Below are 21617 nucleotides of genomic sequence, written 5' to 3' on the forward strand. Positions count from 1 at the left end.
TGCCAACTGATAAACAGGGGTGATAAAATTTGGATATATATTTAGATAATAGTGCTACAACCAAGCCATATAAAGAGGTTATAGAAGAGATTACAGGAGCAATGGAAGAATATTACGGTAATCCATCCTCCCTTCATAAAATTGGCTTAATGGCAGAAAAAAAATTAAATGAAGCAAGAGAATTTTTAGCTAAAACTATCAATGCTTCTAAAGATGAAATATATTTTACTTCAGGTGGAAGTGAATCAAATAATTTAATTATAAAGGGGCTGGTAAAGCCAGGGCATCATGTAATAACAACAGTTTTTGAACATCATTCTGTTCTTATGACTTATAATGATTTAGAAAGAGAAGGGGTTAAAGTTACATATTTGAAGGTTGACAAAAATGGCCGAATATCTTTAGATGAATTAAAAAATTCAATTTCTAAAGATACTGTTTTAGTGTCAATTATGCATGTAAATAATGAAATGGGAGCTATTCAAGACATAGAAGCTATTGGTAAAATTATCAAAGAAAATAGTTCTAGGGCAAAATTTCATGTAGATGCAGTACAGTCCTATGGAAAATTAGACATAGATGTCAAAAAGATGAATATTGATTTATTGACAGCCTCTAGTCATAAAATACATGGTCCAAAGGGAATAGGCTTTTCATATATAAAAAAGGGTATAATTCCTAAATCCTTAATAAGTGGTGGAAGTCAAGAGGGAGGCTTTAGAGGAGGAACTCAAAATGTACCTGGAATTATTGGATTTAAAAAAGCTGCTGAAATTACCTTTGGCTGCAGGGAAGAAAATTATAATCATGCTGCAGAATTAAAGAAGTATATGATTGAAAGACTTAAAGAAATTGACAATATCAGAATAAATAGTCCTATAGGGGAAAACTTTTCACCTTACATATTAAATGTTTCTTTTATTGGCGTTAGGGCAGAAGTATTACTTCACTTATTAGAAGATAATAATATATATGTGGCTACCGGATCTGCATGTACTTCAAAAACAAGTGCAGTTAAAGGTAGTTATGTTATAAAATCTTTAGGGCTAACTAAAGAAGAAGTAGAAAGTGCAATTAGATTTTCCTTTTCTAAATTTAATACAAAGGAAGAAATTGATAAGGTAATAGAAATTTTGAAAAGTTCATTAAAGTTTTTAAGGAGAGTTAAAAAATGAATAAATTAATATTAGTTAAGTATGCACCAGAAATTTTTTTAAAGGGTTTAAATAGAAATAAATTTGAAAAAAAATTAAGGGAAAATATTAAAAAGAAATTAAAAGATATTGAATTTGAAATGGTTGAAGACCAAGGAAGACATTTTATTAAAACTGAAAATATTGATGAAGCAGCAGAAAGAATTAGAAAGGTATTTGGAATTTCTGAAGTTTGCATAGTTTCACAAGTGGAAAGTAATATGGCTGCTATAAAGGAAGAGGCTTTGAAAAAGGTAATGGAAGCGGAGCCTAAGAATTTTAAGGTTGAAACTAATAGAGCCAATAAAGCTTTTCCTAAGAATTCAATAGAAATCTCAAAAGAAATTGGTGGTTTTATTGTTTATCATACAAAGGGATTAGAAGTTAAGGTAAAGAATCCAGATTTAACAGTAAATGTTGAAATTAGAGATAAAGCTTATATTTATACAACCAAAGATAAAATAAAGGGTGTAGGAGGCCTGCCATATGGAATAAATGGAAGTACTATGCTTATGTTGTCAGGTGGTATAGATTCTCCTGTTGCAGGTTACTTAATGGCTAAAAGAGGAGTAGAGCTTCATTGTGTATATTATCATAGTCATCCTTATACATCTGAAAGAGCAAAAGATAAGGTTAAGGAATTGGCAAGAATACTTTCAAATTATACTGAGAAAGTAAATCTTCATATAGTTCCATTTACAGAAATACAAATGGCAATAATTGAAAAATGTAGGGAAGATGAATTAACAATCCTTATGAGAAGATTTATGATGAGGGTAGCTTGTGCTTTAGCTGAAAAGTACGGAATTCAATCAGTTTCTACTGGTGAAAGTATAGGTCAGGTTGCTAGTCAAACAATGGAGGGATTAATTGTAAGTACAGATTGTGCTGACAGACCTGTATTTAGACCATTAATTGCTATGGATAAAACTGATATTATGGATATAGCAAGAGAAATAGGAACTTATGAGACGTCAATACTTCCTTATGAAGATTGTTGTACTATATTTGTACCAAAGCATCCAAAAACAAAACCAAGATTAGATCAAATGAGAAAGTCAGAATCTGTATTAAATATTGAAGAACTTGTTAATAAGGCGATTGAAGAAACTGAATTAGTAATTTTTGAATAAAGATAAATAGTTTTAGTCGAAGTTTTTACTTTTAGTAACTTTTCATTTTGATAAAAAGTAAATAAATTTTTGTAAATTAAGAAGCTGTTACAAAGTATTAATTTTGTAACAGCTTAATTTAAAATTTTTATAAAATTTAGTTTTTTAGCTAAAAACTGATAATTATGTGCTATCTTGCCCTAAATTTTGTAGCTTGTTGTCTAGCTTTTTTAAGTTGAGCATGATCAAAAGGATAAAGGTCCTTCTTAGTTGTTAAGTTAGCAATATTAGAAATTGTTATAACTTCTGAATCTGCCTTTCCTTTAACACCTGTAAGTCCCATTATAATAACTTTATGTCCTTGTTTAACATCAATAAAAGTTGGCTTTTTAAACCATTTTCTAGCTTTGTATTGAGTTTTAACTACACCCTTACCTACTTCAGGCTTAATTATTAGATAAGCAGTAATTGTTCTTATAATTCCTAGTATACTTTTTTCTTCAATTTTTACAGATAAAACAGTACCGGCTGTACTTGTCATTCTATCTTTGTACTTTTCTAGATATGCTTCTTGAAAGTAGCCAGTCATTTTTTCTTTGAATCCCATAATTAAAACTCCTTTATATAAGAAATATTGTAAAAAATCAAAACGTTATAATTACAAGGATATTATAACATAATTACGAAATTAATAAAACATAATAATTAAATAATGACTGTTTTTAATGAATATTGTTATTATTTTATATTAATAAAATATCTATTTGCCTCAATTTTGTATTCAGTAAGCATTTCTATTATTGTATCCCTATAATCGTTTTCTTTTGATTTCTTTGAATTTATAGTTGGAAATTTTATATTTGCATTGGTAGAGTATTTTGATTTCTTGTAATTTTTGATCAATGTATCAGCTGTTTTTATAACTAAGTCATTCCAATCATCAACCTTAGTTTCATAATTATCTATTTTAAAGCTAATTGGTTCTTTATCTGTAAAATCATTGCATATGTTAAGTTCTGTTTTTCTTAAATTTAAATTAGGGTTATTATCTGTATTATTTATATTATCTGCATTATTATCTTCTTTAATAGGATTTTCTATAATGTTATTTTTTTCTTTTTTCTTTGTTAAATCTTTCATCCATTCTATATAATCCTTTATGTTATTGCTGATTTCATATAAGTTCATAGATGTTTCCCTATATTTTGTACTTAATTCGAAATTTCTTTCTTTTTTTATTACATTGCTAGAGGCATCTTCAATATAGTCAATGGATTTTTCTATTGTATTTTTTAAGTTAATAAGAGCATTGATAATATCTTTGTAGGGCTCAGGAAAATTTTTCGCAACATTAATCATAATTTCTTTATCTAAAATTGGATAAGGACTATATTTATTATGAAAATTAGCTTCATGAAAAAGATTATTATTTGATGAATTATCTTTATATGAAAGAGTCTCAGAAGAAACATTAGATTTGTCAATATTTTTTATTTCATTATTAAAAGTATTAAAACTCTTTAATAATGAGAATTTTTTAACTGTCATAATTATCCTCCTATATTTATTAATCTATATAATTATATTAATGTAAATTAAATATAATAACTGACTTACTAAGAAAATTACAAAATTTGCATCTTTTGAAACATTTAAATAAATGGTTATAAAATTGTTATAAAACTGTAACATATTTTATAGTATAATAATATTGTGGAGATAATTTATAAAAAGTGAGGGAATTGTAGGGCTATGGAGAAAGTTCTCGAGGACAGAATAAATTTGACTATAAATAATTATAGAAGTTCAAAGGTTGAGCTTAGAAACGATGGAGACTTAATCAATCATTTTGCAGCTTTAATTTATGCCCATTACAAAAGGGAAATTCCTTTTGAAAAAGTAAAGGAAATAAGAAGATATATTAAATCAACTTCTTCTAGAATGTCTTCATTTAGAGGGGAAATACTATATATTTTATCTATTTTATTAGCCTGCGATGATAATTTTGATTATAAGTTTATAGAAGATATATATAAAACTATGGATTTACTAAAAGATGAAGGCTTTAATGAGTGTGATTATTTGACATTAACGGCTTATGTAATAGCAAAGTATGGAAAAAACAAAGACAAAAGTTTAATTACTTCAAAGATGAAGGAAGTATATCTTTTATTAAAGGAAAAATACTATAATATAACAGGTGAAGATGATTATTTAGTATGTGCTCTTTGGGCATTAAATGAAATCGACATAGATACAATAAAGGAATTTATTGATACTATTTATAATCATGTAAGTGAAATCAATATAAAATCAAAAAATAGCATTCAGGGTTTGACAAATGCAATAATTTTAAATGAATCTTCAGGATATATGTACAGAACTATAGAGTTTATGATGCAGTTAGAAAAAAGAAAAATAAAATTTGCTGATCAATTTCTGCCTTTAATAGGTTTACTTACAAATAGAGATGTAAGAAAAGCTGTAAATTTAATTGAAGAGGTTACAGAAAAACTTATTGAAGAAGAAAGTGAATATGAATACTATATGGATAAAGGCTTTAGAACAGTAATATCCTTATGTATAATATTTTTTGCTAATAATTTTGAAGAAAGAAAATATGTTGATGAGTTATTAGCTTTAGGGGTTTATTGCTTTATAAAATCTAAAAATAAGGGGATGTTTGCTGAAGCCTTAGCTTAAAGGTGGGGCTTATGGAAAGAATAATATTACATGTGGATATGGATGCTTTTTTTGCGTCTGTTGAACAGTTAGATAATAAGAATTTAAGGGGCAAACCCGTTATAGTAGGAGGTACTAGTTCCAGGGGAGTTGTAGCAACCTGTTCTTATGAGGCTAGAAAATATGGAGTTAATTCAGCAATGCCGATTTTTATGGCTCAAAAACTATGTCCTCATGGTATATACTTGCCAGCTAGGTTTTTAAGATACAAGGAAATATCTAATAAAATTTTTGATATACTTAGGGATGTTACAAATGTTATTGAGCCAGTATCTATTGATGAAGCTTATTTAGATATTACTAATAGCAGCTTTAAAAATGGATTAGAAGCAGCAAAATATATAAAAAATAGGGTGTTAAAGGAAATTGGTTTAACAATTTCTGTGGGAATATCTTATAATAAGTTTTTAGCTAAATTAGCTTCTGATTGGAATAAGCCTAATGGAATAATGCTTATAGATAAAGATATGATACCAGATATACTTCTTCCCTTAAAAATATCTAAAATTCACGGTATAGGCAAAAAATCTGTTGAAAAATTGAATAATATAGGTATATTTTATGTAAAGGATCTATATGAAATGCCTCTTAATTTATATACTGAGTATTTTGGAAAATATGGTATAGAAATATATGATAGGATAAGAGGAATAGATAATAGGGAAGTTAAAGAAAATAAAGAGAGAAAATCTTATGGGAAAGAAAGAACATTGAGTTCAGATACCCAAAGTAAAGAGGAGCTATTACATTATATTGAAAATTTTTCAAGAGAAATAAGTGAAAATTTAAAAAGGAAAAATATAAAGGGAAGGACTATTACATTAAAGTATAAGACTTATAATTTTATTAACCATACTAGAAGCAGAACTTTGCCTTATTATACAAACAGCTATTCAGATATATATAATACTTGTAAGGAAATATTAGAGGAAGAAAATATAAATGTAAGTATCAGGCTGATAGGAGTAACTGTATCTTCGATTAAAGAAAATAAAATTGAACAGCTTAGTTTATTTTAATTACTATATGTAAATTATCTTTCAATAATGTTATTATTGAATTATAATAAAATTCTAAGAGTAATTTAAGGTTTAGGAGGAAATAAAATGAATAATAAAGACTTGGCTAAAATGATAGACCATACATTGTTAAAGGCTGATGCAACTACTGAAGCAATTGAAAAGCTTTGTAATGAAGCCTTAGAATATAATTTTGCATCAGTATGTGTTAATCCAGCAAATGTTGCAAAGGCAGCTTCAATGCTTAAAGGCAGTGATGTTAAAGTTTGTACGGTAATTGGTTTTCCTTTAGGAGCAACAACACCTGAGGTAAAGGCCTTTGAAACTGAAGATGCAATTAGAAATGGTGCTCAAGAAGTTGACATGGTAATTAATATTGGTAAGTTAAAAGATAAGGATTATGATTATGTAAAGAGAGATATTGAAGCTGTAGTTAATGCGGCAAAAGGAAAAGCTTTAACTAAGGTTATAATAGAAACATGCTTGCTAACTGACGAAGAAAAAGTAACCGCTTGCAAATTAGCTAAAGAAGCAGGAGCTGACTTTGTAAAAACTTCAACAGGTTTTAGCACTGGCGGAGCTACAAAGGAAGATATAAAACTTATGAGAGAAACTGTTGGTTCTGAATTAGGAGTAAAAGCTTCTGGTGGAGTAAGAACAAGGGAAGATGCCCTAGCTATGATAGAAAATGGAGCAACAAGAATAGGAGCTTCTTCAGGAATTGCAATTTGTGAAGGAACAAAATCAAATAGTGATTATTAATAAATGAAGATAAAAGGCTGATGTAAGATTAAAATGTACCCTATGGAATAGACAATTTAAAAAAAGTCTATGCCATAGGGTATTTTTATGTATAATAAAATAAATATCATTAGGAGAAGAATGTAATGAGCAAAAAATTATTTACTATTTTTGTGAGTTATCAGGTGTTTCACGGTCTGGATATTATAATTATTTCTCATCTAAATCAATTTCTAAGCGAGATAATCGAGAATCTAAAGATTTAGAAAGTTATAAAATACTGAAATAGATGATTATATTGATTATTATAATAACTATAGATCTCAGTGGAATTTAAAAAAGATGACTCCTGTCCGATACAGAAGTCATCTTCTTGAAGCTGTTTCATAGTCTTTTTTTAAACTGTCCTTGACAAGGGGTACATTTTAGATTTACAACAGCCTTTTTTTGTTAAAATAATGAATTTAGTGAATATTTTATATAACATTAAAAACTTTATAAAGCAAATAATATTATTGAAATTATTTTAGGAGGTGTAAAATTGCCTAGTAAAAATAAACCTTATCCTAAAAAGCCAAAATCTCATGTGAAAAAACATAGAGATGCTACTAAGCCTAATGAAAATGAAAAAGACCATGAGGATTAAATATATTAATGGAGGTGCTGTAAATGGCTAAAGAAAGAAATCAAGATAAATTTAATACTAAAGGTAAAAAAGGAAAGAAAGCAGAAAAAACTGCAACTGATAATCAATGGGGAAAATAATTAATAATTGCTAATTAATTTAGTTAATGAAAGTCTTAAATTTAATTTTTTAAAATAATTTTAAATAGGAGTATTCATCATTTTGTATGAATACCCCTATTTTTATTGTTTATGCATTAGTTATAATTAATATTTTTGTATAGAATTTTTTAGCTGATCTTAATAAATCTTATTAATTATTTACTAAGGAATATATTTTAATAATTATTCATAGAATCTTTAGGAGAAAGTATATTAAATTTTAATTTTATAAGGAGTAATTATGAAGGTAAAGGTAGATATATACTCTGGTTTTCTTGGAGCTGGCAAAACTTTTTTAATGAAAAAGTTAATTAATGAAGGGGTGTATGAAAATAATATTGCCATTATAGAAAATGAGTTCGGTGAAGTTAGTATTGATGGCGATATTTTAAGAGAAAGCAATATAGAAGTAAAAGAAATAAATTCTGGCTGTATCTGTTGCGAAGTTACAGGTGATTTTAAAGAGGGGGTATTAGAGATAATTGACAAATATAATCCTGATAGAATACTTATAGAGCCATCAGGAGTAGCGAAGCTTACAGATATATTAAAGATATTTAAAGATAACAGACTTTTAGAAAAGGTAAAATTAGAAAATATAATTACTGTTATAGATCCTGAAAAATTTAATATGTATATAGAAAACTTTAAATCCTTTTATGAGGATCAAATTAGAAATACAGGTAAAATAGTTTTAAGCCGAACTCAAAAAATTGACTCTTATAAACTTGATGAAATAATCGGGGAAATAAGGAAGATAAACAGTCGGGTTGTTATTATATCTGAACCTTGGAATAATTTAAGAGCTGAAGAGATATTGGAAAGCAATTCTATAAAGAAGTTTATTATAAAAGAAGGCAGATTTTCTAAAGGGCTACTAAATAGTAAAAAAAGCAATGATAAAAAAGCTAATGAAGTTTTTGAGACAATAGCTATTTATCCAACATCTAAATTATCTAAAAATGAGCTTATTTCAAAGTTCAATTTTATTTCAAAATCTAAAAGCTATGGCGATATTTTAAGAGCTAAGGGAATAGTAAAATTAATTGATGGGACAAGCGGTCAATTTGATTTTGTAAAAGACGAATTTGTAATGAGAGAAATAAAGGGAAATGATAAGAATGTAATTTCTATTATTGGTTTAAAACTTAATAAAGAAGAACTTGGAAAGCTCTTTAAATGAGGATAATAAATGAAGTGTAAATTAGAAATTGTAACCGGATTTTTAGGATCAGGAAAAACTAAGTTTATAAATTGTTATATAAAAACTGAAGTATGTAAAAATGGAAAAATACTGGTAATATTGCTTGAAAAAGGAAATAAATCTTTAACTTGTAATGTCGATGCTATTTATCTTAAAGATTTTAATAGATTAAAAGATATATTATTAAAAAATATTGAAAGAAACTATTATGATAGGATTATTATTGAAGTTAATGGAACAATACCTTTAGAGAAAATAGGAGAAATCATAAAAGAAAAAAAGATAAAAAATAGAATAAATTTTTATGGAAATTATTTCCTAGGAAATTGTGAGAATTTAGATATGTATATAAGGAATATGGGGGGGTTTATTATACCTTATATTCAAAGCAGTAAATTAATATTGCTAAGCAATACTAATAAAATAGATAAGGATAGAAAAAAAGCCTTAATCAAGACAGTTGAAGATATAAATTTAACTGCGCCTATTTTACTTTTTGATAGTATTGAAAGATTTGATGAAGAATTATTTTCTAATAAATATTTTAAATATACCTTAATAGATAAATTAATTAATAGATATGTTAAAAGGGGGTAAGTAATGGTAGTTTATATAGAAAAGATAATAATAACTTTTGTTAATATGATATTAGAAGGCTTACCCTTCCTTTTGCTTGGTTCAATAGTATCAGCAGCAATTCAATTATTTGTTACTGAGGAAATGATAGAAAAAGTATTACCAAAAAATCAGATTATTTCTTTATTAATAGCTTCGATTGTAGGAATAATTATTCCTATATGTGAGTGTGCCATTATTCCTGTAACTAAAAGTCTTATAAGAAAGAAGGTTCCAATCAAAATAGCAGTTACTTTTATGTTAGCTGTTCCTATAATAAATCCTATTGTAATAATGTCAACTTATTATGCCTTTAATGATATAAAAATTGCATTAATAAGATTTATAGGAGGAGTAATATTATCAATTACAATAGGTATTTTAGTTGATTTTTTAGTAAGTAATAATAAGGATATTGTAAATAGAAAAACAGAATATAGTGATTTATGCGAATGTGGATGTTTAACAATTGATTATTTTACAAAAAAATCAAAGCTTAGGATATGCTTAGAACATTCTATTAGAGAGTTTTTAAACATATTAAAATATTATATTTACGCTTCTTTTTTATCTAGTATTTTTATTTGTATAATTGATGAAAATATTTTTATTAAAATAGGAAAAGGTAAATTTATTTCTATAATAATAATGATGCTAATGGCATTTTTATTTTCCCTATGTTCAGAAGCAGATGCCTTTGTTGCAAAGGGATTTTTGAATCACTTTAATATAGCAGCAATTTCAGCTTTCTTAATATTGGGCCCAATGATGGATCTAAAAAATGCTGTTATTATAAGCTCATATTTCAAAAAAGAATTTACTATTAAATTAATAGGAACTATTATTATTTGCATTTTATGTTTTTCATTATTGCTGGCAGCAATAATTTAGGGGGAAAATATGAAAAAATTTAATGTTAATGAGTTTATTTCTCTTTTGATATTAATTCTCTTAGAAATGGAAGTTGCTTTAATTCTCTTTGTTAAAGATAATAGTATTAACATAGAATTAGATAGTAGAAGTGGATTATTTATAGTTTTCTTACTGCTCCCACTTTTAATATTTGTTCAGTTTCTTAAAGTTTTTTCTTTTAATTCAAGAAAAGATAATTCAATTAATTTTCTTCCTATAGTCTTAAGCTTATTTATAGTTGCTATATTTTTAATAGTTGCTTAATTTTTATTATTTTACTATTATATAGTTATAAAATAAAAAGAAAAGGAGAAAGTTATGTCATTTGAACAAATAGATACAAAAGATAGAGAAATAAAAGAAGGTAGAAGTTGCATAATACTTTGCAATTTTAATAATAAGGAAGTAAAGACAGTAGGAAATTTGGCTTCTATGATTGGAATTAGAGATAAAATAATACTAAATCATAAAAACGGAAATTCCCTTGTTAAGGATATTTTAGATGGAAAAATATCTAATGATTGCGAAGATGGTATAAAAAATAAGGCTATTATATTTAATAATATACCAGGAGCAAAAATATCGATATTCATTGATAATTTAAAGAAATTTAGGGTTAATAATGTATTAAAGGCAACTGTTACAGAAACTTCAAAAGAATGGACTATAAATACAGTACTTAAAAATCTAGTTGCAGAAAGAGTTGCTTTAAGCAAGGGAATGGATTATGACCATGAGGAGTAAGATTTTATAATTCAAAATGTATAATAATTTTGAATTATGAATTAAAAGATTGCAAAGCAATCTTTTCTTGGGGGTTGTATTACAATAGTTTTGTTGTAAACAACTCTTTTTTTATATGAGATATAAGTTATAAACAGGGGGTGGATATATTTTTGGATATAAAGAAACTAAAATCTCTTATAAAAAGATCAGAGGGGACAAAGTTAGATTTTAAGCTGAAGTTATCTCTTCAGTATGAAAGTGCTAAGAAAGAATTAGCCAAAGATATATGTGCAATTGCAAATTCAAGGGGAGGAAGAGGATATATAATAATAGGAATTGAGGATAAAACAAGAAAGGTTGTGGGGTTATCTGATAATAATTTAATAGAAGAGGAGCAAATACAGCAGATTGTATCATCAAGATGTGAACCTCCAATTCCTATACAGGTGGATACTTGCATTTTAGAAGGAAAAAAGATTTGTATAATAACTATTTTTTCAGGTGATCAAAAACCCTATCAAATTAGAGAAAATGGAGCGTTTTATGTAAGACGAGGATCTACAACGGATATTATGAGAAAACAGGAATTAGTAGAAGCTTTTGAAGAAAATTTAGACTTTTTTAGTGAGACTTCATTAATACCTAGAAGCGATATATCTTTTTTAGATGATGATTTATTAAAAAAGTATTTTAATAATAAAAATATTGATATTAATAAGGATAATAAAGAATTTTTTCTTGAAAGTACTGGAATAATATATAAGGATAGGGAAGATGGTAAAATATGTTGTACTTTAGGTGGATTATTGGTATTTTCAAAGGAAAATAGCATATTTCTTCCGCATAATATGATAAAAATAATTAATAAAGTAAAAAAATCTTTTGATGAAGTAAGTATAATACAGGGAAATATATTAGAAATGGTAGATAAGGCAGAAGAAATAGTAAGTAAGATATTGGATGAAAAATATCCTATTTCTGCAATTATTGAGGGCATCAAAAATGCAGTTTTATATAGGAAATATTCTGCGATAGATAGAATAATTGAGGTTCATATAGGATATAATTCTATTTTAATAGTCAGCCCTGGTAACTTAATTGAAGAAAATAAATCAAATAGAGTTAATAAGATAACTAAAAGAAATATGTGGCTTTATGAAAAACTAATAACTATAGACAATAATAAAAGATTTTTAAATAATGGAGGAGGCTTTACAAGAATTAAGAAAGCCTTTACTGGCCTTGGAACTGTGAAATTTATTAATTCTTTAGAAGAAGATAGTTTTAAAATAATTTTACCTGGAGCAAAAATAATATTTACTAGTAATTTAAAAAAGAAAAGGTAGGAAAAATATTGTAATAATCTTTAATAATATGTTATAATATTTATTAATAATTATTATTAAATAATAATATTAAAATATGGAGGAAGTTTATATGAATGATAGAATCGAATTGATATATGAAGATAATGAGTATAGAGTTATTGTAAATGGAAATGAAGTTTTTAAGGATATAGATGCAGAGAATGCTTTTGAGAAATTTCAAACAGAAGTAAGATATAGCAGAAGTGATGAAGCTAAATCTTGGGATAAAATTGTAGCTAATCTTGAAAAATTAAATATCAAGGACTTAGAAATTAATAAGCAATTTAAAACTTTATCTTTTGGAGATGTTAAATATTTTCATAATATGGAACAAACATCTTATATAAAGAATGGAAGCATGGTTCCTTTAATTGGAGGTTATAAATTATTTAAATTTGCCCTTACTTTAGCATCAGAAGCTAATGTAGAAAAATTTAATGATTTCTTTGAATTTATAAAAGAATTAGCTTTAAATAAGATTGTATATAGCGTTACTGAAACAAGTTTAGTCGTGGCAAGTCCAAAATTTAATTATGGATCATCAGAATATAATTTCATAAGCAAAAAAATAAACAAGGGTGCTATGATAGTAGAAGGAAGTTTTGAGGAATTCAAAAAATATATTTTTTCAGTTGTATAGAATAATGCCTTCCTTTAATTGCAAACCAGCTTTTTTAATTTGAATTTGAGGTGTGTTGCTTTGGATAATGGTTATGAGAGTTTTGAATCAGATTTTAATATATTTAATAATAAAGTAACGTTTTTAATAGAGTCTAGAAATAAAGAAGAATTAATAAATATTGTAAAGAAGAAGCATGCATCTGAGATTAAAGACGAAGTAGATAAAGAGCATAAAAAAGATGATTTGATTATATGGAATGCTCTATTTTCAAGAGAGGTTATAAGAAGCGGAATAAGCAAAAAGTTTTTACACCTTGTTTATAATAAGTTTTATAGGGAAATTAAAAAAAGTAATAGTATGATGTCATTACAAAGAATTGAATTAGACATGATTAATGAGTATTTTGACCTTCTAATAAATGAGACTGAGATAACTGAAAATTTTGTTGTTAATAAAATATTGCAGGCTTTGTATTTAAATATTGAAGGTCATGTTTCTTTAGAAGAAATATGTGAGAAGTTAAATATTTCGGCAGGATATGCTTCTTATTGCTTTAAAAAGCAAAAAGGAATATCAATTATGCAATATTTAAGAAAAATAAAAATAGAAAGAGCAAAGACTTTATTATTAACTGGTGATAAAACTATATTAGAAATAAGTATTTTGTTAGGATTTCATGATCAAAGTCATTTTACTAGAACCTTTAAAAAGATTACAGGAATGTCACCGACAGAATATAAAAATAAAAGTTTATTGCTATAAAAGATAAGCAGTAAATATTTATAGGAGGAAATAATGGGATTAGAATGGAGTTTAAAAGAAATTTATTCATCCTTTAAATCAAAAGAATTTTTAGATGATTTAAAGAAAATAGATGATGGAATAGAGGAACTTAAAGTTTTTTCGAATAATATTTATAACAGTAATGATAAAGCAAAAAATTTGGAAGATTTAATAAATAAGTTAATAAGTTTAAATTTAGTTATTACTAAAATATTTAATTATACAAATCTTACATTAAGTACAGATTCAAAAAATACTGAAGGAAGAAAATATTTAGATATAATAAATAGTAAGCAAAGTGATTTAGCTGAACCTTTAACTAAAATATATAAATGGATAGGTTCTTTAGAGAATATAGATGAAATAATAAAAAGTTCTCCTAGATTAAAAGAACATGAATTTTTTATAAAGGAGATAGTGGAAAAAAATAAACATTTATTAAGCGAAAAGGAAGAAACCATCATTGCAAAAATGAGGAATACAGGTTCAGATGCATGGCTTAATTACAAAGACTTATTAATATCAACTCATAAGGTTGATATAGAAATTGATGGAAAGGAAGAGGCCTTACCATTAACTGTAGTATTAAATATGGCTTACGAAAAGGATGCAAATATAAGAAAGAAGGCCTATGAAGCTGAAATTAAATCTTATAAGAAGATAGAAGAAGGTATTGCAGCGGCTTTAAATGGAATAAAAGGAGAGGTATTAACAACATCTGAACTTAGAGGATATAAGTCACCTTTAGATATGACTTTACAGGAATCAAGAATGGATGAAGATATCTTAAAGGCTATGATTGAAGCTATTAAAGAAAGTCTACCTGCTTTTAGAAAGTATTTAAGGAGAAAGGCAGAATTATTAGGACATCAAAATGGGCTTCCATTTTATGACTTATATGCACCAGTAATAGATAAAGAAATGAGATATACTTTTGAAGAAGGAAAGAAATTTGTAGAAAAGAATTTCAGACTATTTAGTGATGAATTAGCAGACTTCGCAGTTAAAGCTTTTGAAAATAATTGGATAGATGTAATACCTAAGGAAGGTAAGGTTGGAGGAGCTTTTTGTGAAAGTATTAAGGATATTGAAGAAAGTAGAATACTATTAAATTATGGAGGAAGTTTTGGAGATGTAGTTACAATGGCCCATGAATTAGGGCATGGTTTCCATAGTGAATGTTTAAAGGGTGAGTCTATATTAAATTGTGATTATCCAATGACTTTGGCAGAAACTGCATCAAATTTTTGTGAAATACTAGTTAAAAAAGGTGCAATAAAAACTGCAACTAAAGAAGAAACTTTTGCGATTTTAGAAGCAGAAATTTCCGATTGTACTCAGGTTATTGTAGATATTTATTCAAGATTTTTATTTGAAAGCGAAGTTTTTGATAAGAGAAGGGAAAGTTCTCTCACAGTAGAAGAAATAAAAGAGGCTATGGTAAGAGCTCAAAAAGAGGCTTATGGAGATGGATTAGATAGTGATTATTTACATCCATACATGTGGACTTGGAAGCCGCATTATTACTATGCAACAGCTAACTTTTATAACTTCCCTTATGCTTTTGGTAATTTATTTGCTAAAGGGCTTTATGCAGAATATTTAAAAAGAGGAGAAAATTTTGTAGAAGAATATAAAAATTTATTAAGAGTTACAGGCAAAGCAAAAGTAGCAGATGTAACAAAGATTATGAATATTGATGTTCATGACATAAACTTTTGGAGAAATTCATTGAAATTAATAGAAGAGGATATAGAAGAATTTATAAAATTAAGCCAGCAGATCTAGGAAAAATTAATAATTTGTAAGGCAAAATTTTATGATTTTGAGGCTATAAAAAAGATATAATAAAAAAAGCTGATGCTAAAGGAAACTGCATCAGCTTTATCATTATGCTTTATATTTCTATTTACCTTTTAATTTTATTAGAACAATTTCACTTTTACTTCCAAGTCTAATTGGTGGACCCCAAGTTCCATATCCGGAAGAAACAATTACATTAAAATTATCTTTTTGTAAATGACCATAATCAACGCTTTTTAAATGTGAAAATTCTTCAGCCATATTTCTTTCTGTAAAGGGTGTAATATTACTATCTACTATATCACCAGCTATTGCAATAATATCTGGATTTAATGAATTAATAATTTGTACCATTTTTTTAAGCCTTTTATTTCTAATTATATTACCAAGATGTATGTCTGAAACCATTACTATATTAATAGGTTTATTAAGGTGTTTATTAACTACTATTTCATAACTTTTTATCTTAGAAAAGCTGGCATTTAAAGTACCTGTTAAAGCTAGAATAGCATATAAGGCAAAAAATATTATTATTGCATAAAAATAAAAACCTTTATAGGCAAAAAAATCAAATTTATCTTCCCCTATTATGTATCTAATTAAAATTATGATTGGTAAAGCAGCTGCAGCATAAAGCATCAAAATTAACCAGTAAGAGCCGATTTTATAAGAAGTATTATAAAACTTTATCTTAAAATGTTTACTTGTGAATATAGTTAAAAAAGAGAATAAAGAAAGTATTATAAAAATTATCTATATTGTAAGAAGATAATAGAAAGATGATAAAATTATAGTAGTATAAAAATATTTAAAGAAAGAGGATTAGTATGAAGTTTAATGAAGAGCAGGAATATCTTATAAATGAATTAAATAATAATATTTTATTACTTGCATCAGCAGGAACCGGAAAAACTAACAGCTTATCCAAAAGAATATCTAAAATAATTGAATTAAATAAAGCAAAACCTTCAGAAATCCTTTGTATAACCTTTACCAATAAAGCTTGTAAAGAAATGAAAGAAAGAATAGAAAAGGATATTGAGAAAAATGCAGGAGATATAATAATAAAAACTTTTCATGGTTTTTGCTTTGATATAATAAAGCAATATGGAAAAGAAAAAACAGATATATTTAGGGATTTTATAGTTTTTGATGAAGAGGACTGTAAAGAAATAATTAAGATGTGTAATTTTTATAATTATTCTGTTAATAAGCTTCAGCAGTTTATAGAACTCATAAAGATGGAAAGCAGCAAATATAATATTAGTCTTAATGGAGATGTTGAAAGTTATAAGGCAGTTATTGATAATATTTTTAATTATAAAGCTGATAAAATTAATTTTATTTGTAGTGATAGAAGCATAATAAATGAAAAAATGAAGGAAGACTTAAAATCTAAGGGAGCTTATTTAATAAAACTTTATGATTATTTGTTAAAAGATAATCACGGGCTAGATTTTTCAGACTTAACAATAAAGGCCAGAGAAATTTTTAAAGATGAAAAAATAGTAGAAGATTTAAAAAATAAATTTAAATTTATAAATATTGACGAGGTTCAGGATACTAGTTTGTTAGAGTATGAGATAATAGAGAAGTTGTTTGAAGGAAACAATATTCTTCTTTGTGGGGACATATTTCAAACTATTTATAGCTGGAGAGGTTCTGATCCTAAAAAAATTATAGAAGAATATAAAAAGAAATATCAGCCTAAAGAAATTATATTTACAAAAAATTATAGATCAACTAGGAATATAACTAATGGTTCTTTAAGTTTTTTAAAAACTGCTTATGAGGATGATTATAACAAAGTTTATAAGAAAGAGATTTTATCACAAACAGAGGAAGAGGGAGAAAAAATTAAAGTTATAAGATGTGAAAGTTTAAGGGATGAGGCCAAATATATTTATAATGAAATAAAAAAATTATCCTTATTAGAAGACATTTCTAGTACAGCTATTTTAAGTAGGGATAATAGATATAATATTCAAATAAGTAATGAACTTCGAAATATTTTAAGATATGAAGACAATAACTTTGAGTTTATTTTAATAGATCAGTTTAAATTTTTTAGAAGGCAGGAAATAAAAGATATAATAGCTTTTTTAAAACTTATAATAAATAGATATGATAATGTTAGTTTAAGAAGAATTTTAAAGAGGTTTCCTACAGGAATAGGAGATAAAAAATTGGAAGTTATAGAGAGTAATGAATATAGAAAAGCAGGTATAGCCTTATCAGATTTTATTGATATTAGAGTTAGTGAGTATGGAGAAAAATATGGAATGCTGATAGAAGAATATGATAAGGGTAATATAGTGGTTTTTGATGTAGAAAGCACTGGAGTAAATGTAACTACAGATGAAATAATTCAAATTGCTGCAATAAAAATAAATAGCAAAGGGGAAGTTATTGAAAAGTTTGAGAAGTTCTTAAAAAATACTAAATCTGTGGCAAATTCGATGAAAGTTCATGGATTTAGCGATGAGTTTTTGGAAAAATATGGTGAAGATAAGAGAAAGGTTTTGAAAGAATTTGTGGAATTCTCAAAGGATTCTGTTATTGTTGGGCATAATGTTCAATATGATTTAAATATTTTAAGTAGTGAATTAAGGAGACATAATTTATCAAAAGCTAAATATAAATGCTTTTATGATACTTTAGACATTTATAGAAGGTTTTATCCTAATCTAAAAAATCATAAATTAGAAAGCTTAAGCAGTTTATTTAAAACTGAAAATAAGCCTAGTCATAACGCTATGGATGATATTTTGGCAACTAAAGATCTTTTAATTTATGCTATAGAGAATAAGATAAGGCCAACTTCTTTGGAAAGAATAGATAAAATGAATAAATATACTAAAGATTTTAATTTTATATCTACTGCCTTAAATAATTTATTTGAAAAAGCTAAGGAGAAGAGACCATATGAAATAGTTGTAGATATAATCAATGATTTTAATATTAAAACTTTGTATTCTGGCAGTAAGGAAGAAGGAGAAAAAGGTGCTGAAAAAATTGAAAGGCTTAGAGATTTTTATAGACTTCTTAGGGAAATAGATGATAAAAATAAAAATCCTAGAGATTCATTAATGGAAATATTAACAATAACAAGTCTTTCTAATGGAGAAGTAGAAAACATGATAATAAAGAAAACTAATAGAGCAAGAATACCTATAATAACTGTTCATCAGTCTAAAGGTTTAGAATTTAATAATGTTTTTCTTGTAGGTCTTAATGAATATACTTTCCCTTCTTATATGGCAGTTAAAAACAATAATATTGAAGAGGAAAAAAGAGCATTTTATGTTGCCATAACTCGAGCTAAAAAAAGGCTTTATCTTCTTAGTCATAAATTCGGAATAAATAATAGAAAATTTATAGAAAGTAGTTTTATTAATTATATTGATGATAAGTATAAGGAAAAGCTTGAAAATAATTAAGTTATTGTGTATATTAAATAATTATTATTTTAAGTTATAATTAAATAAAAAAGTAAAGGATGGATAGTTATGAAGTATGAATTAAATATTTATAAATTGGGAGAATTTTTATACAAGGTAACAGAAAGATATAAGGTAGATGTTTTTGCTAAGATAAAATTAAGTGGTGGATTTATGACTATGACGGGAAAGGTAGAATTGATAGATAGACCTAAGGACATAAAGGTTTTAAAGGGAAATAATATAATAACTTTAAAAGTTAGTTCTGATAATTTAGAAGGAAGTTTAATAAAAATTACTGGGGTTAATAATAAAAAATTTGATGTAGATTTATCCTTAACAAAGTTTAAGCAAATTGGAGGAAGTACTTTATTTTTAAATAAGACTAAAGAAAATAAGAATGAATGTAAAATTAGAATAGATGAGGATATCATTTTCACAGTAAGAGAATCAAAATTAGAAGATTTAGAAGAAATTATTGAAAAATGTATTTAAATAAATATAAAATAAATAAGTTACATCTTCAATAATTTATATAATTATAGTGAGGTCAATATTATGAATATAAATGATATACTTCATTTATCAACATATGCAGGAAAAATCATGCTTGAAAATGGAGCTGAAGCCTATAGAGTTGAAGAAACAATGAATAAAATATCAGAGGCTTTTGGAGTAGAAAAACCAGATTCTTATGCAACTCCCACAGCAATAATTTCTTCAGCATCTCATAAAGGAGAAACTAAATCTGTAGTTGTAAGAATATTAAAAAGATCCGTTAATTTAGAAAAAATACATAGAGTTAATGATTTAGCTAGAAACATTAAAAATAATAATTATACCGTTGAAGAATTTAAAGAAAAGCTTAAGGAAATTGATAATGAAAAAAGATATTCAAATAAAGTTACTATATTATTTTCTGCAATAGGAGCCTTAAGTTTTACTTTCTTATTTGGGGGGGGCCTTAAAGATGCTGCAGCAGCATTTTTTATAGGATTAATTGTAAAATTTTTTGATATAGAAGCAGATAAAATTGGTCTTAATTCCTTTTTTTCAACTATAATATGTTCTGCAATAACGGCTTTTCTTGCAATTTTATCTATAAAATTGAATATTGCAGCAGATATTGATAAGGTAATTATTGGATCTATAATGTTATTAGTTCCTGGTCTGGCTATAACAAATGCAATTAGAGATACTATAGCTGGGGATTTAATATCAGGTATAGCTAGAGCAGTGGAAGCTTTTTTAATAGCAATTGGAGTTGCAGCTGGTACAGGTGTGGTTTTAAGCTTTTGGATTAATACTTTTGGGGGATTATAAGATGATTATTGATGTAGTATCAGCTTTTATAGCATCATTTGCTTTTGGAATTATATTTAATATCAAAGGAAAAAATTTATTTTTCGCATCTTTTTGTGGAGCTTTAGGATGGTTTGTATATAAAATATCTTTAAAATTAGGAAATTCAGATACAACTTCTATGTTTTTGGCATCTATTGCTTTAAGTACATATTCGGAAATATTTGCTAGAATTTTAAAGACGCCTGTTACTACTTTTGTTGTAGCAGCATTAATTCCTTTAGTTCCTGGAGGTGGAATGTATTATACAATGTATGAAGCTATTACTGGTGATATAATAACTTCTTTGGAAATAGGAATAAAAACTTTAGCTTCTGCAGGTGTTTTATCAATAGGAATAATATTAGTATCAACTATAACTAAGGCAATAGTAAAGTATAGAAGATATTATAAAATATAAATATTTTTATAAAGGATTTAATATAAAAATTAAAAGTATGTATAATATTTAAATTTATGTATAAAATACTAGTGTAGTCAGAAGTTAATTTTATAATTTGACTATGGCTATGGGGCGTTGCAGGACATAATGTAACGCCTTTTGAATTTTTATGTAAAAGTTTAAATAAAGATGTTATAATAAATAATGAATAAGATAATTAATCATAGGAATAATTCATATTTAATAATTTAGGAAATAAATAAAGGCTGTTACAGAAAGAGTTATTAATTCTTTCTTGTAACAGCTTTTCAATTTTAATTTAATTAAGTTCTTAAGTCAAATTTATGGGAACATCTTTTACAAGTAACAATTATATTACCTTTTTTTCTAGGAAGTCTTAACTTTTGACTGCAGTTGGGGCATTTTACTATTTTAAAGTGTTTCCATTGATAGAATTTGTTTTTTAAAATTTTTATATAATAATCTAAAGTGTCATAATCAAAAGCTGGTAAATTGCTTGGTATTGTCAAATTAATTTTGGATAGAGGCTTGTTTAGATAATATATAAATTTATTTAATTCCCTTTTTCTGTTGTATTTATTCCTTGAAAATGTTCTTAGAAGACCGTATATAAAAAATAAAGATCCTATTAAAGATAGAAAATAATTATCAAAAACATTAAAAAGTGAACTTATACAAAATAAAACTAAAGTCAATAAATCTATGCCATATATTGCTCTAAGAAAATACATTTAAAACCACTTCTTTCTTTAGAATTGATATAATTTATTATAATAAAGAATAATTT

22 protein-coding genes and 1 pseudogene are annotated in these 21617 nt (G+C 26.1%); 19 read left to right on the forward strand and 4 right to left on the reverse strand.

Annotation, left to right across the window (positions count from 1 at the left end):
• Window positions 1-29 precede the first annotated feature (29 nt).
• Both KQI16_RS05245 and thiI read left to right on the forward strand, forming a co-directional pair.
• Window positions 30-1175: a cysteine desulfurase family protein gene (locus tag KQI16_RS05245; protein ID WP_216432647.1), complete on the forward strand. Its 1146-nt coding sequence runs from the start codon at window positions 30-32 to the stop codon at window positions 1173-1175.
• On the forward strand, window positions 1172-2326 hold the full coding sequence (thiI, locus tag KQI16_RS05250) for a tRNA uracil 4-sulfurtransferase ThiI (RefSeq protein ID WP_216432648.1): 1155 nt from the start codon (window positions 1172-1174) through the stop codon (window positions 2324-2326). Before KQI16_RS05245 ends, thiI begins: the two co-directional genes overlap by 4 nt.
• Window positions 2327-2495: 169 nt before the next feature.
• Here the strand turns inward: thiI and KQI16_RS05255 are convergent, their stop codons facing one another.
• On the reverse strand, window positions 2496-2912 hold the full coding sequence (locus tag KQI16_RS05255; RefSeq protein ID WP_216432649.1) for a hypothetical protein: 417 nt from the start codon (window positions 2910-2912) through the stop codon (window positions 2496-2498).
• Between the two features lie 131 nt (window positions 2913-3043).
• Window positions 3044-3853 carry a hypothetical protein gene (locus KQI16_RS05260; RefSeq protein WP_216432650.1) on the reverse strand — a complete coding sequence of 270 codons (810 nt, stop codon included), beginning with the start codon at window positions 3851-3853 and terminating at the stop codon, window positions 3044-3046.
• 204 nt (window positions 3854-4057) lie between these two features.
• On the opposite strand from KQI16_RS05260, the gene KQI16_RS05265 reads away from it, so the two are divergent.
• The 13 genes and pseudogenes from KQI16_RS05265 (at window position 4058) to KQI16_RS05325 (ending at window position 15610) form a co-directional block, all read left to right on the forward strand.
• Complete coding sequence (locus tag KQI16_RS05265) at window positions 4058-5008, forward strand: DUF4003 family protein (protein ID WP_216432651.1); 951 nt, start codon at window positions 4058-4060, stop codon at window positions 5006-5008.
• Between the two features lie 11 nt (window positions 5009-5019).
• The gene (locus KQI16_RS05270) at window positions 5020-6066 is read left to right on the forward strand and encodes a DNA polymerase IV (RefSeq protein ID WP_216432652.1); all 1047 of its coding nucleotides are present in this window, start codon (window positions 5020-5022) and stop codon (window positions 6064-6066) included.
• A gap of 87 nt (window positions 6067-6153) precedes the next feature.
• Window positions 6154-6828: a deoxyribose-phosphate aldolase gene (deoC, locus tag KQI16_RS05275; RefSeq protein ID WP_216432653.1), complete on the forward strand. Its 675-nt coding sequence runs from the start codon at window positions 6154-6156 to the stop codon at window positions 6826-6828.
• Window positions 6829-7089: 261 nt separating this feature from the next.
• Window positions 7090-7197: pseudogene (locus KQI16_RS05280) on the forward strand (IS3 family transposase); the annotation flags it as partial.
• A 637-nt stretch (window positions 7198-7834) separates the two neighbouring features.
• The gene (locus KQI16_RS05285) at window positions 7835-8776 is read left to right on the forward strand and encodes a GTP-binding protein (protein WP_216432654.1); all 942 of its coding nucleotides are present in this window, start codon (window positions 7835-7837) and stop codon (window positions 8774-8776) included.
• 9 nt (window positions 8777-8785) lie between these two features.
• Complete coding sequence (locus KQI16_RS05290; RefSeq protein WP_216432655.1) at window positions 8786-9394, forward strand: GTP-binding protein; 609 nt, start codon at window positions 8786-8788, stop codon at window positions 9392-9394.
• A gap of 3 nt (window positions 9395-9397) precedes the next feature.
• Window positions 9398-10303, forward strand: a complete 906-nt coding sequence (locus KQI16_RS05295; RefSeq protein ID WP_216432656.1) for a permease — start codon at window positions 9398-9400, stop codon at window positions 10301-10303.
• Between the two features lie 9 nt (window positions 10304-10312).
• Window positions 10313-10588: a hypothetical protein gene (locus KQI16_RS05300; RefSeq protein WP_216432657.1), complete on the forward strand. Its 276-nt coding sequence runs from the start codon at window positions 10313-10315 to the stop codon at window positions 10586-10588.
• 54 nt (window positions 10589-10642) lie between these two features.
• On the forward strand, window positions 10643-11068 hold the full coding sequence (locus KQI16_RS05305; protein ID WP_216432658.1) for a DUF3783 domain-containing protein: 426 nt from the start codon (window positions 10643-10645) through the stop codon (window positions 11066-11068).
• A gap of 152 nt (window positions 11069-11220) precedes the next feature.
• Window positions 11221-12396 (forward strand): AlbA family DNA-binding domain-containing protein, encoded by a 1176-nt coding sequence (locus tag KQI16_RS05310; RefSeq protein WP_216432659.1) that lies wholly within the window; start codon window positions 11221-11223, stop codon window positions 12394-12396.
• A 91-nt stretch (window positions 12397-12487) separates the two neighbouring features.
• Window positions 12488-13057, forward strand: a complete 570-nt coding sequence (locus tag KQI16_RS05315) for a hypothetical protein (protein ID WP_216432660.1) — start codon at window positions 12488-12490, stop codon at window positions 13055-13057.
• A 60-nt stretch (window positions 13058-13117) separates the two neighbouring features.
• Window positions 13118-13801: a helix-turn-helix domain-containing protein gene (locus KQI16_RS05320; protein ID WP_216432661.1), complete on the forward strand. Its 684-nt coding sequence runs from the start codon at window positions 13118-13120 to the stop codon at window positions 13799-13801.
• Between the two features lie 33 nt (window positions 13802-13834).
• Window positions 13835-15610, forward strand: a complete 1776-nt coding sequence (locus KQI16_RS05325; protein WP_216432662.1) for a M3 family oligoendopeptidase — start codon at window positions 13835-13837, stop codon at window positions 15608-15610.
• Between the two features lie 117 nt (window positions 15611-15727).
• Here KQI16_RS05325 and KQI16_RS05330 read toward each other — a convergent pair whose 3' ends face one another.
• Window positions 15728-16264, reverse strand: a complete 537-nt coding sequence (locus KQI16_RS05330) for a metallophosphoesterase (protein WP_330654138.1) — start codon at window positions 16262-16264, stop codon at window positions 15728-15730.
• A 188-nt stretch (window positions 16265-16452) separates the two neighbouring features.
• Between KQI16_RS05330 and KQI16_RS05335 the strand changes: the two genes are divergently transcribed.
• From KQI16_RS05335 to KQI16_RS05350, 4 genes are all read left to right on the forward strand, one after another.
• Complete coding sequence (locus KQI16_RS05335) at window positions 16453-19065, forward strand: 3'-5' exonuclease (protein WP_216432664.1); 2613 nt, start codon at window positions 16453-16455, stop codon at window positions 19063-19065.
• A 69-nt stretch (window positions 19066-19134) separates the two neighbouring features.
• Window positions 19135-19560: a UDP-N-acetylglucosamine pyrophosphorylase gene (locus KQI16_RS05340; RefSeq protein WP_216432665.1), complete on the forward strand. Its 426-nt coding sequence runs from the start codon at window positions 19135-19137 to the stop codon at window positions 19558-19560.
• A 63-nt stretch (window positions 19561-19623) separates the two neighbouring features.
• Window positions 19624-20388 (forward strand): threonine/serine exporter family protein, encoded by a 765-nt coding sequence (locus KQI16_RS05345; protein ID WP_216432666.1) that lies wholly within the window; start codon window positions 19624-19626, stop codon window positions 20386-20388.
• Between the two features lies 1 nt (window position 20389).
• Window positions 20390-20827 (forward strand): threonine/serine exporter family protein, encoded by a 438-nt coding sequence (locus KQI16_RS05350; protein WP_216432667.1) that lies wholly within the window; start codon window positions 20390-20392, stop codon window positions 20825-20827.
• 305 nt (window positions 20828-21132) lie between these two features.
• On the opposite strand, the gene KQI16_RS05355 is transcribed toward KQI16_RS05350, so the two are convergent.
• The gene (locus KQI16_RS05355; protein ID WP_216432668.1) at window positions 21133-21561 is read right to left on the reverse strand and encodes a zinc-ribbon domain-containing protein; all 429 of its coding nucleotides are present in this window, start codon (window positions 21559-21561) and stop codon (window positions 21133-21135) included.
• Window positions 21562-21617 lie beyond the last annotated feature (56 nt).

It is taken from the genome of Caproiciproducens sp. MSJ-32 (genome assembly GCF_018918055.1).
Classification (GTDB): Bacteria; Bacillota; Clostridia; order Clostridiales; family Clostridiaceae; genus Clostridium.

What these genes read in the sequence shown, in the direction of transcription:
- thiI (WP_216432648.1), top strand. Translation starts at nt 1,172, where the DNA reads ATGAATAAATTAATATTAGTTAAGTATGCACCAGAAATTTTTTTAAAG.
- KQI16_RS05255 (WP_216432649.1), bottom strand. Translation starts at nt 2,912, where the DNA reads ATGGGATTCAAAGAAAAAATGACTGGCTACTTTCAAGAAGCATATCTA.
- KQI16_RS05260 (WP_216432650.1), bottom strand. Translation starts at nt 3,853, where the DNA reads ATGACAGTTAAAAAATTCTCATTATTAAAGAGTTTTAATACTTTTAAT.
- KQI16_RS05265 (WP_216432651.1), top strand. Translation starts at nt 4,058, where the DNA reads ATGGAGAAAGTTCTCGAGGACAGAATAAATTTGACTATAAATAATTAT.
- KQI16_RS05270 (WP_216432652.1), top strand. Translation starts at nt 5,020, where the DNA reads ATGGAAAGAATAATATTACATGTGGATATGGATGCTTTTTTTGCGTCT.
- deoC (WP_216432653.1), top strand. Translation starts at nt 6,154, where the DNA reads ATGAATAATAAAGACTTGGCTAAAATGATAGACCATACATTGTTAAAG.
- KQI16_RS05285 (WP_216432654.1), top strand. Translation starts at nt 7,835, where the DNA reads ATGAAGGTAAAGGTAGATATATACTCTGGTTTTCTTGGAGCTGGCAAA.
- KQI16_RS05290 (WP_216432655.1), top strand. Translation starts at nt 8,786, where the DNA reads ATGAAGTGTAAATTAGAAATTGTAACCGGATTTTTAGGATCAGGAAAA.
- KQI16_RS05295 (WP_216432656.1), top strand. Translation starts at nt 9,398, where the DNA reads ATGGTAGTTTATATAGAAAAGATAATAATAACTTTTGTTAATATGATA.
- KQI16_RS05300 (WP_216432657.1), top strand. Translation starts at nt 10,313, where the DNA reads ATGAAAAAATTTAATGTTAATGAGTTTATTTCTCTTTTGATATTAATT.
- KQI16_RS05305 (WP_216432658.1), top strand. Translation starts at nt 10,643, where the DNA reads ATGTCATTTGAACAAATAGATACAAAAGATAGAGAAATAAAAGAAGGT.
- KQI16_RS05315 (WP_216432660.1), top strand. Translation starts at nt 12,488, where the DNA reads ATGAATGATAGAATCGAATTGATATATGAAGATAATGAGTATAGAGTT.
- KQI16_RS05325 (WP_216432662.1), top strand. Translation starts at nt 13,835, where the DNA reads ATGGGATTAGAATGGAGTTTAAAAGAAATTTATTCATCCTTTAAATCA.
- KQI16_RS05330 (WP_330654138.1), bottom strand. Translation starts at nt 16,264, where the DNA reads ATGCTTTATGCTGCAGCTGCTTTACCAATCATAATTTTAATTAGATAC.
- KQI16_RS05335 (WP_216432664.1), top strand. Translation starts at nt 16,453, where the DNA reads ATGAAGTTTAATGAAGAGCAGGAATATCTTATAAATGAATTAAATAAT.
- KQI16_RS05340 (WP_216432665.1), top strand. Translation starts at nt 19,135, where the DNA reads ATGAAGTATGAATTAAATATTTATAAATTGGGAGAATTTTTATACAAG.
- KQI16_RS05345 (WP_216432666.1), top strand. Translation starts at nt 19,624, where the DNA reads ATGAATATAAATGATATACTTCATTTATCAACATATGCAGGAAAAATC.
- KQI16_RS05350 (WP_216432667.1), top strand. Translation starts at nt 20,390, where the DNA reads ATGATTATTGATGTAGTATCAGCTTTTATAGCATCATTTGCTTTTGGA.
- KQI16_RS05355 (WP_216432668.1), bottom strand. Translation starts at nt 21,561, where the DNA reads ATGTATTTTCTTAGAGCAATATATGGCATAGATTTATTGACTTTAGTT.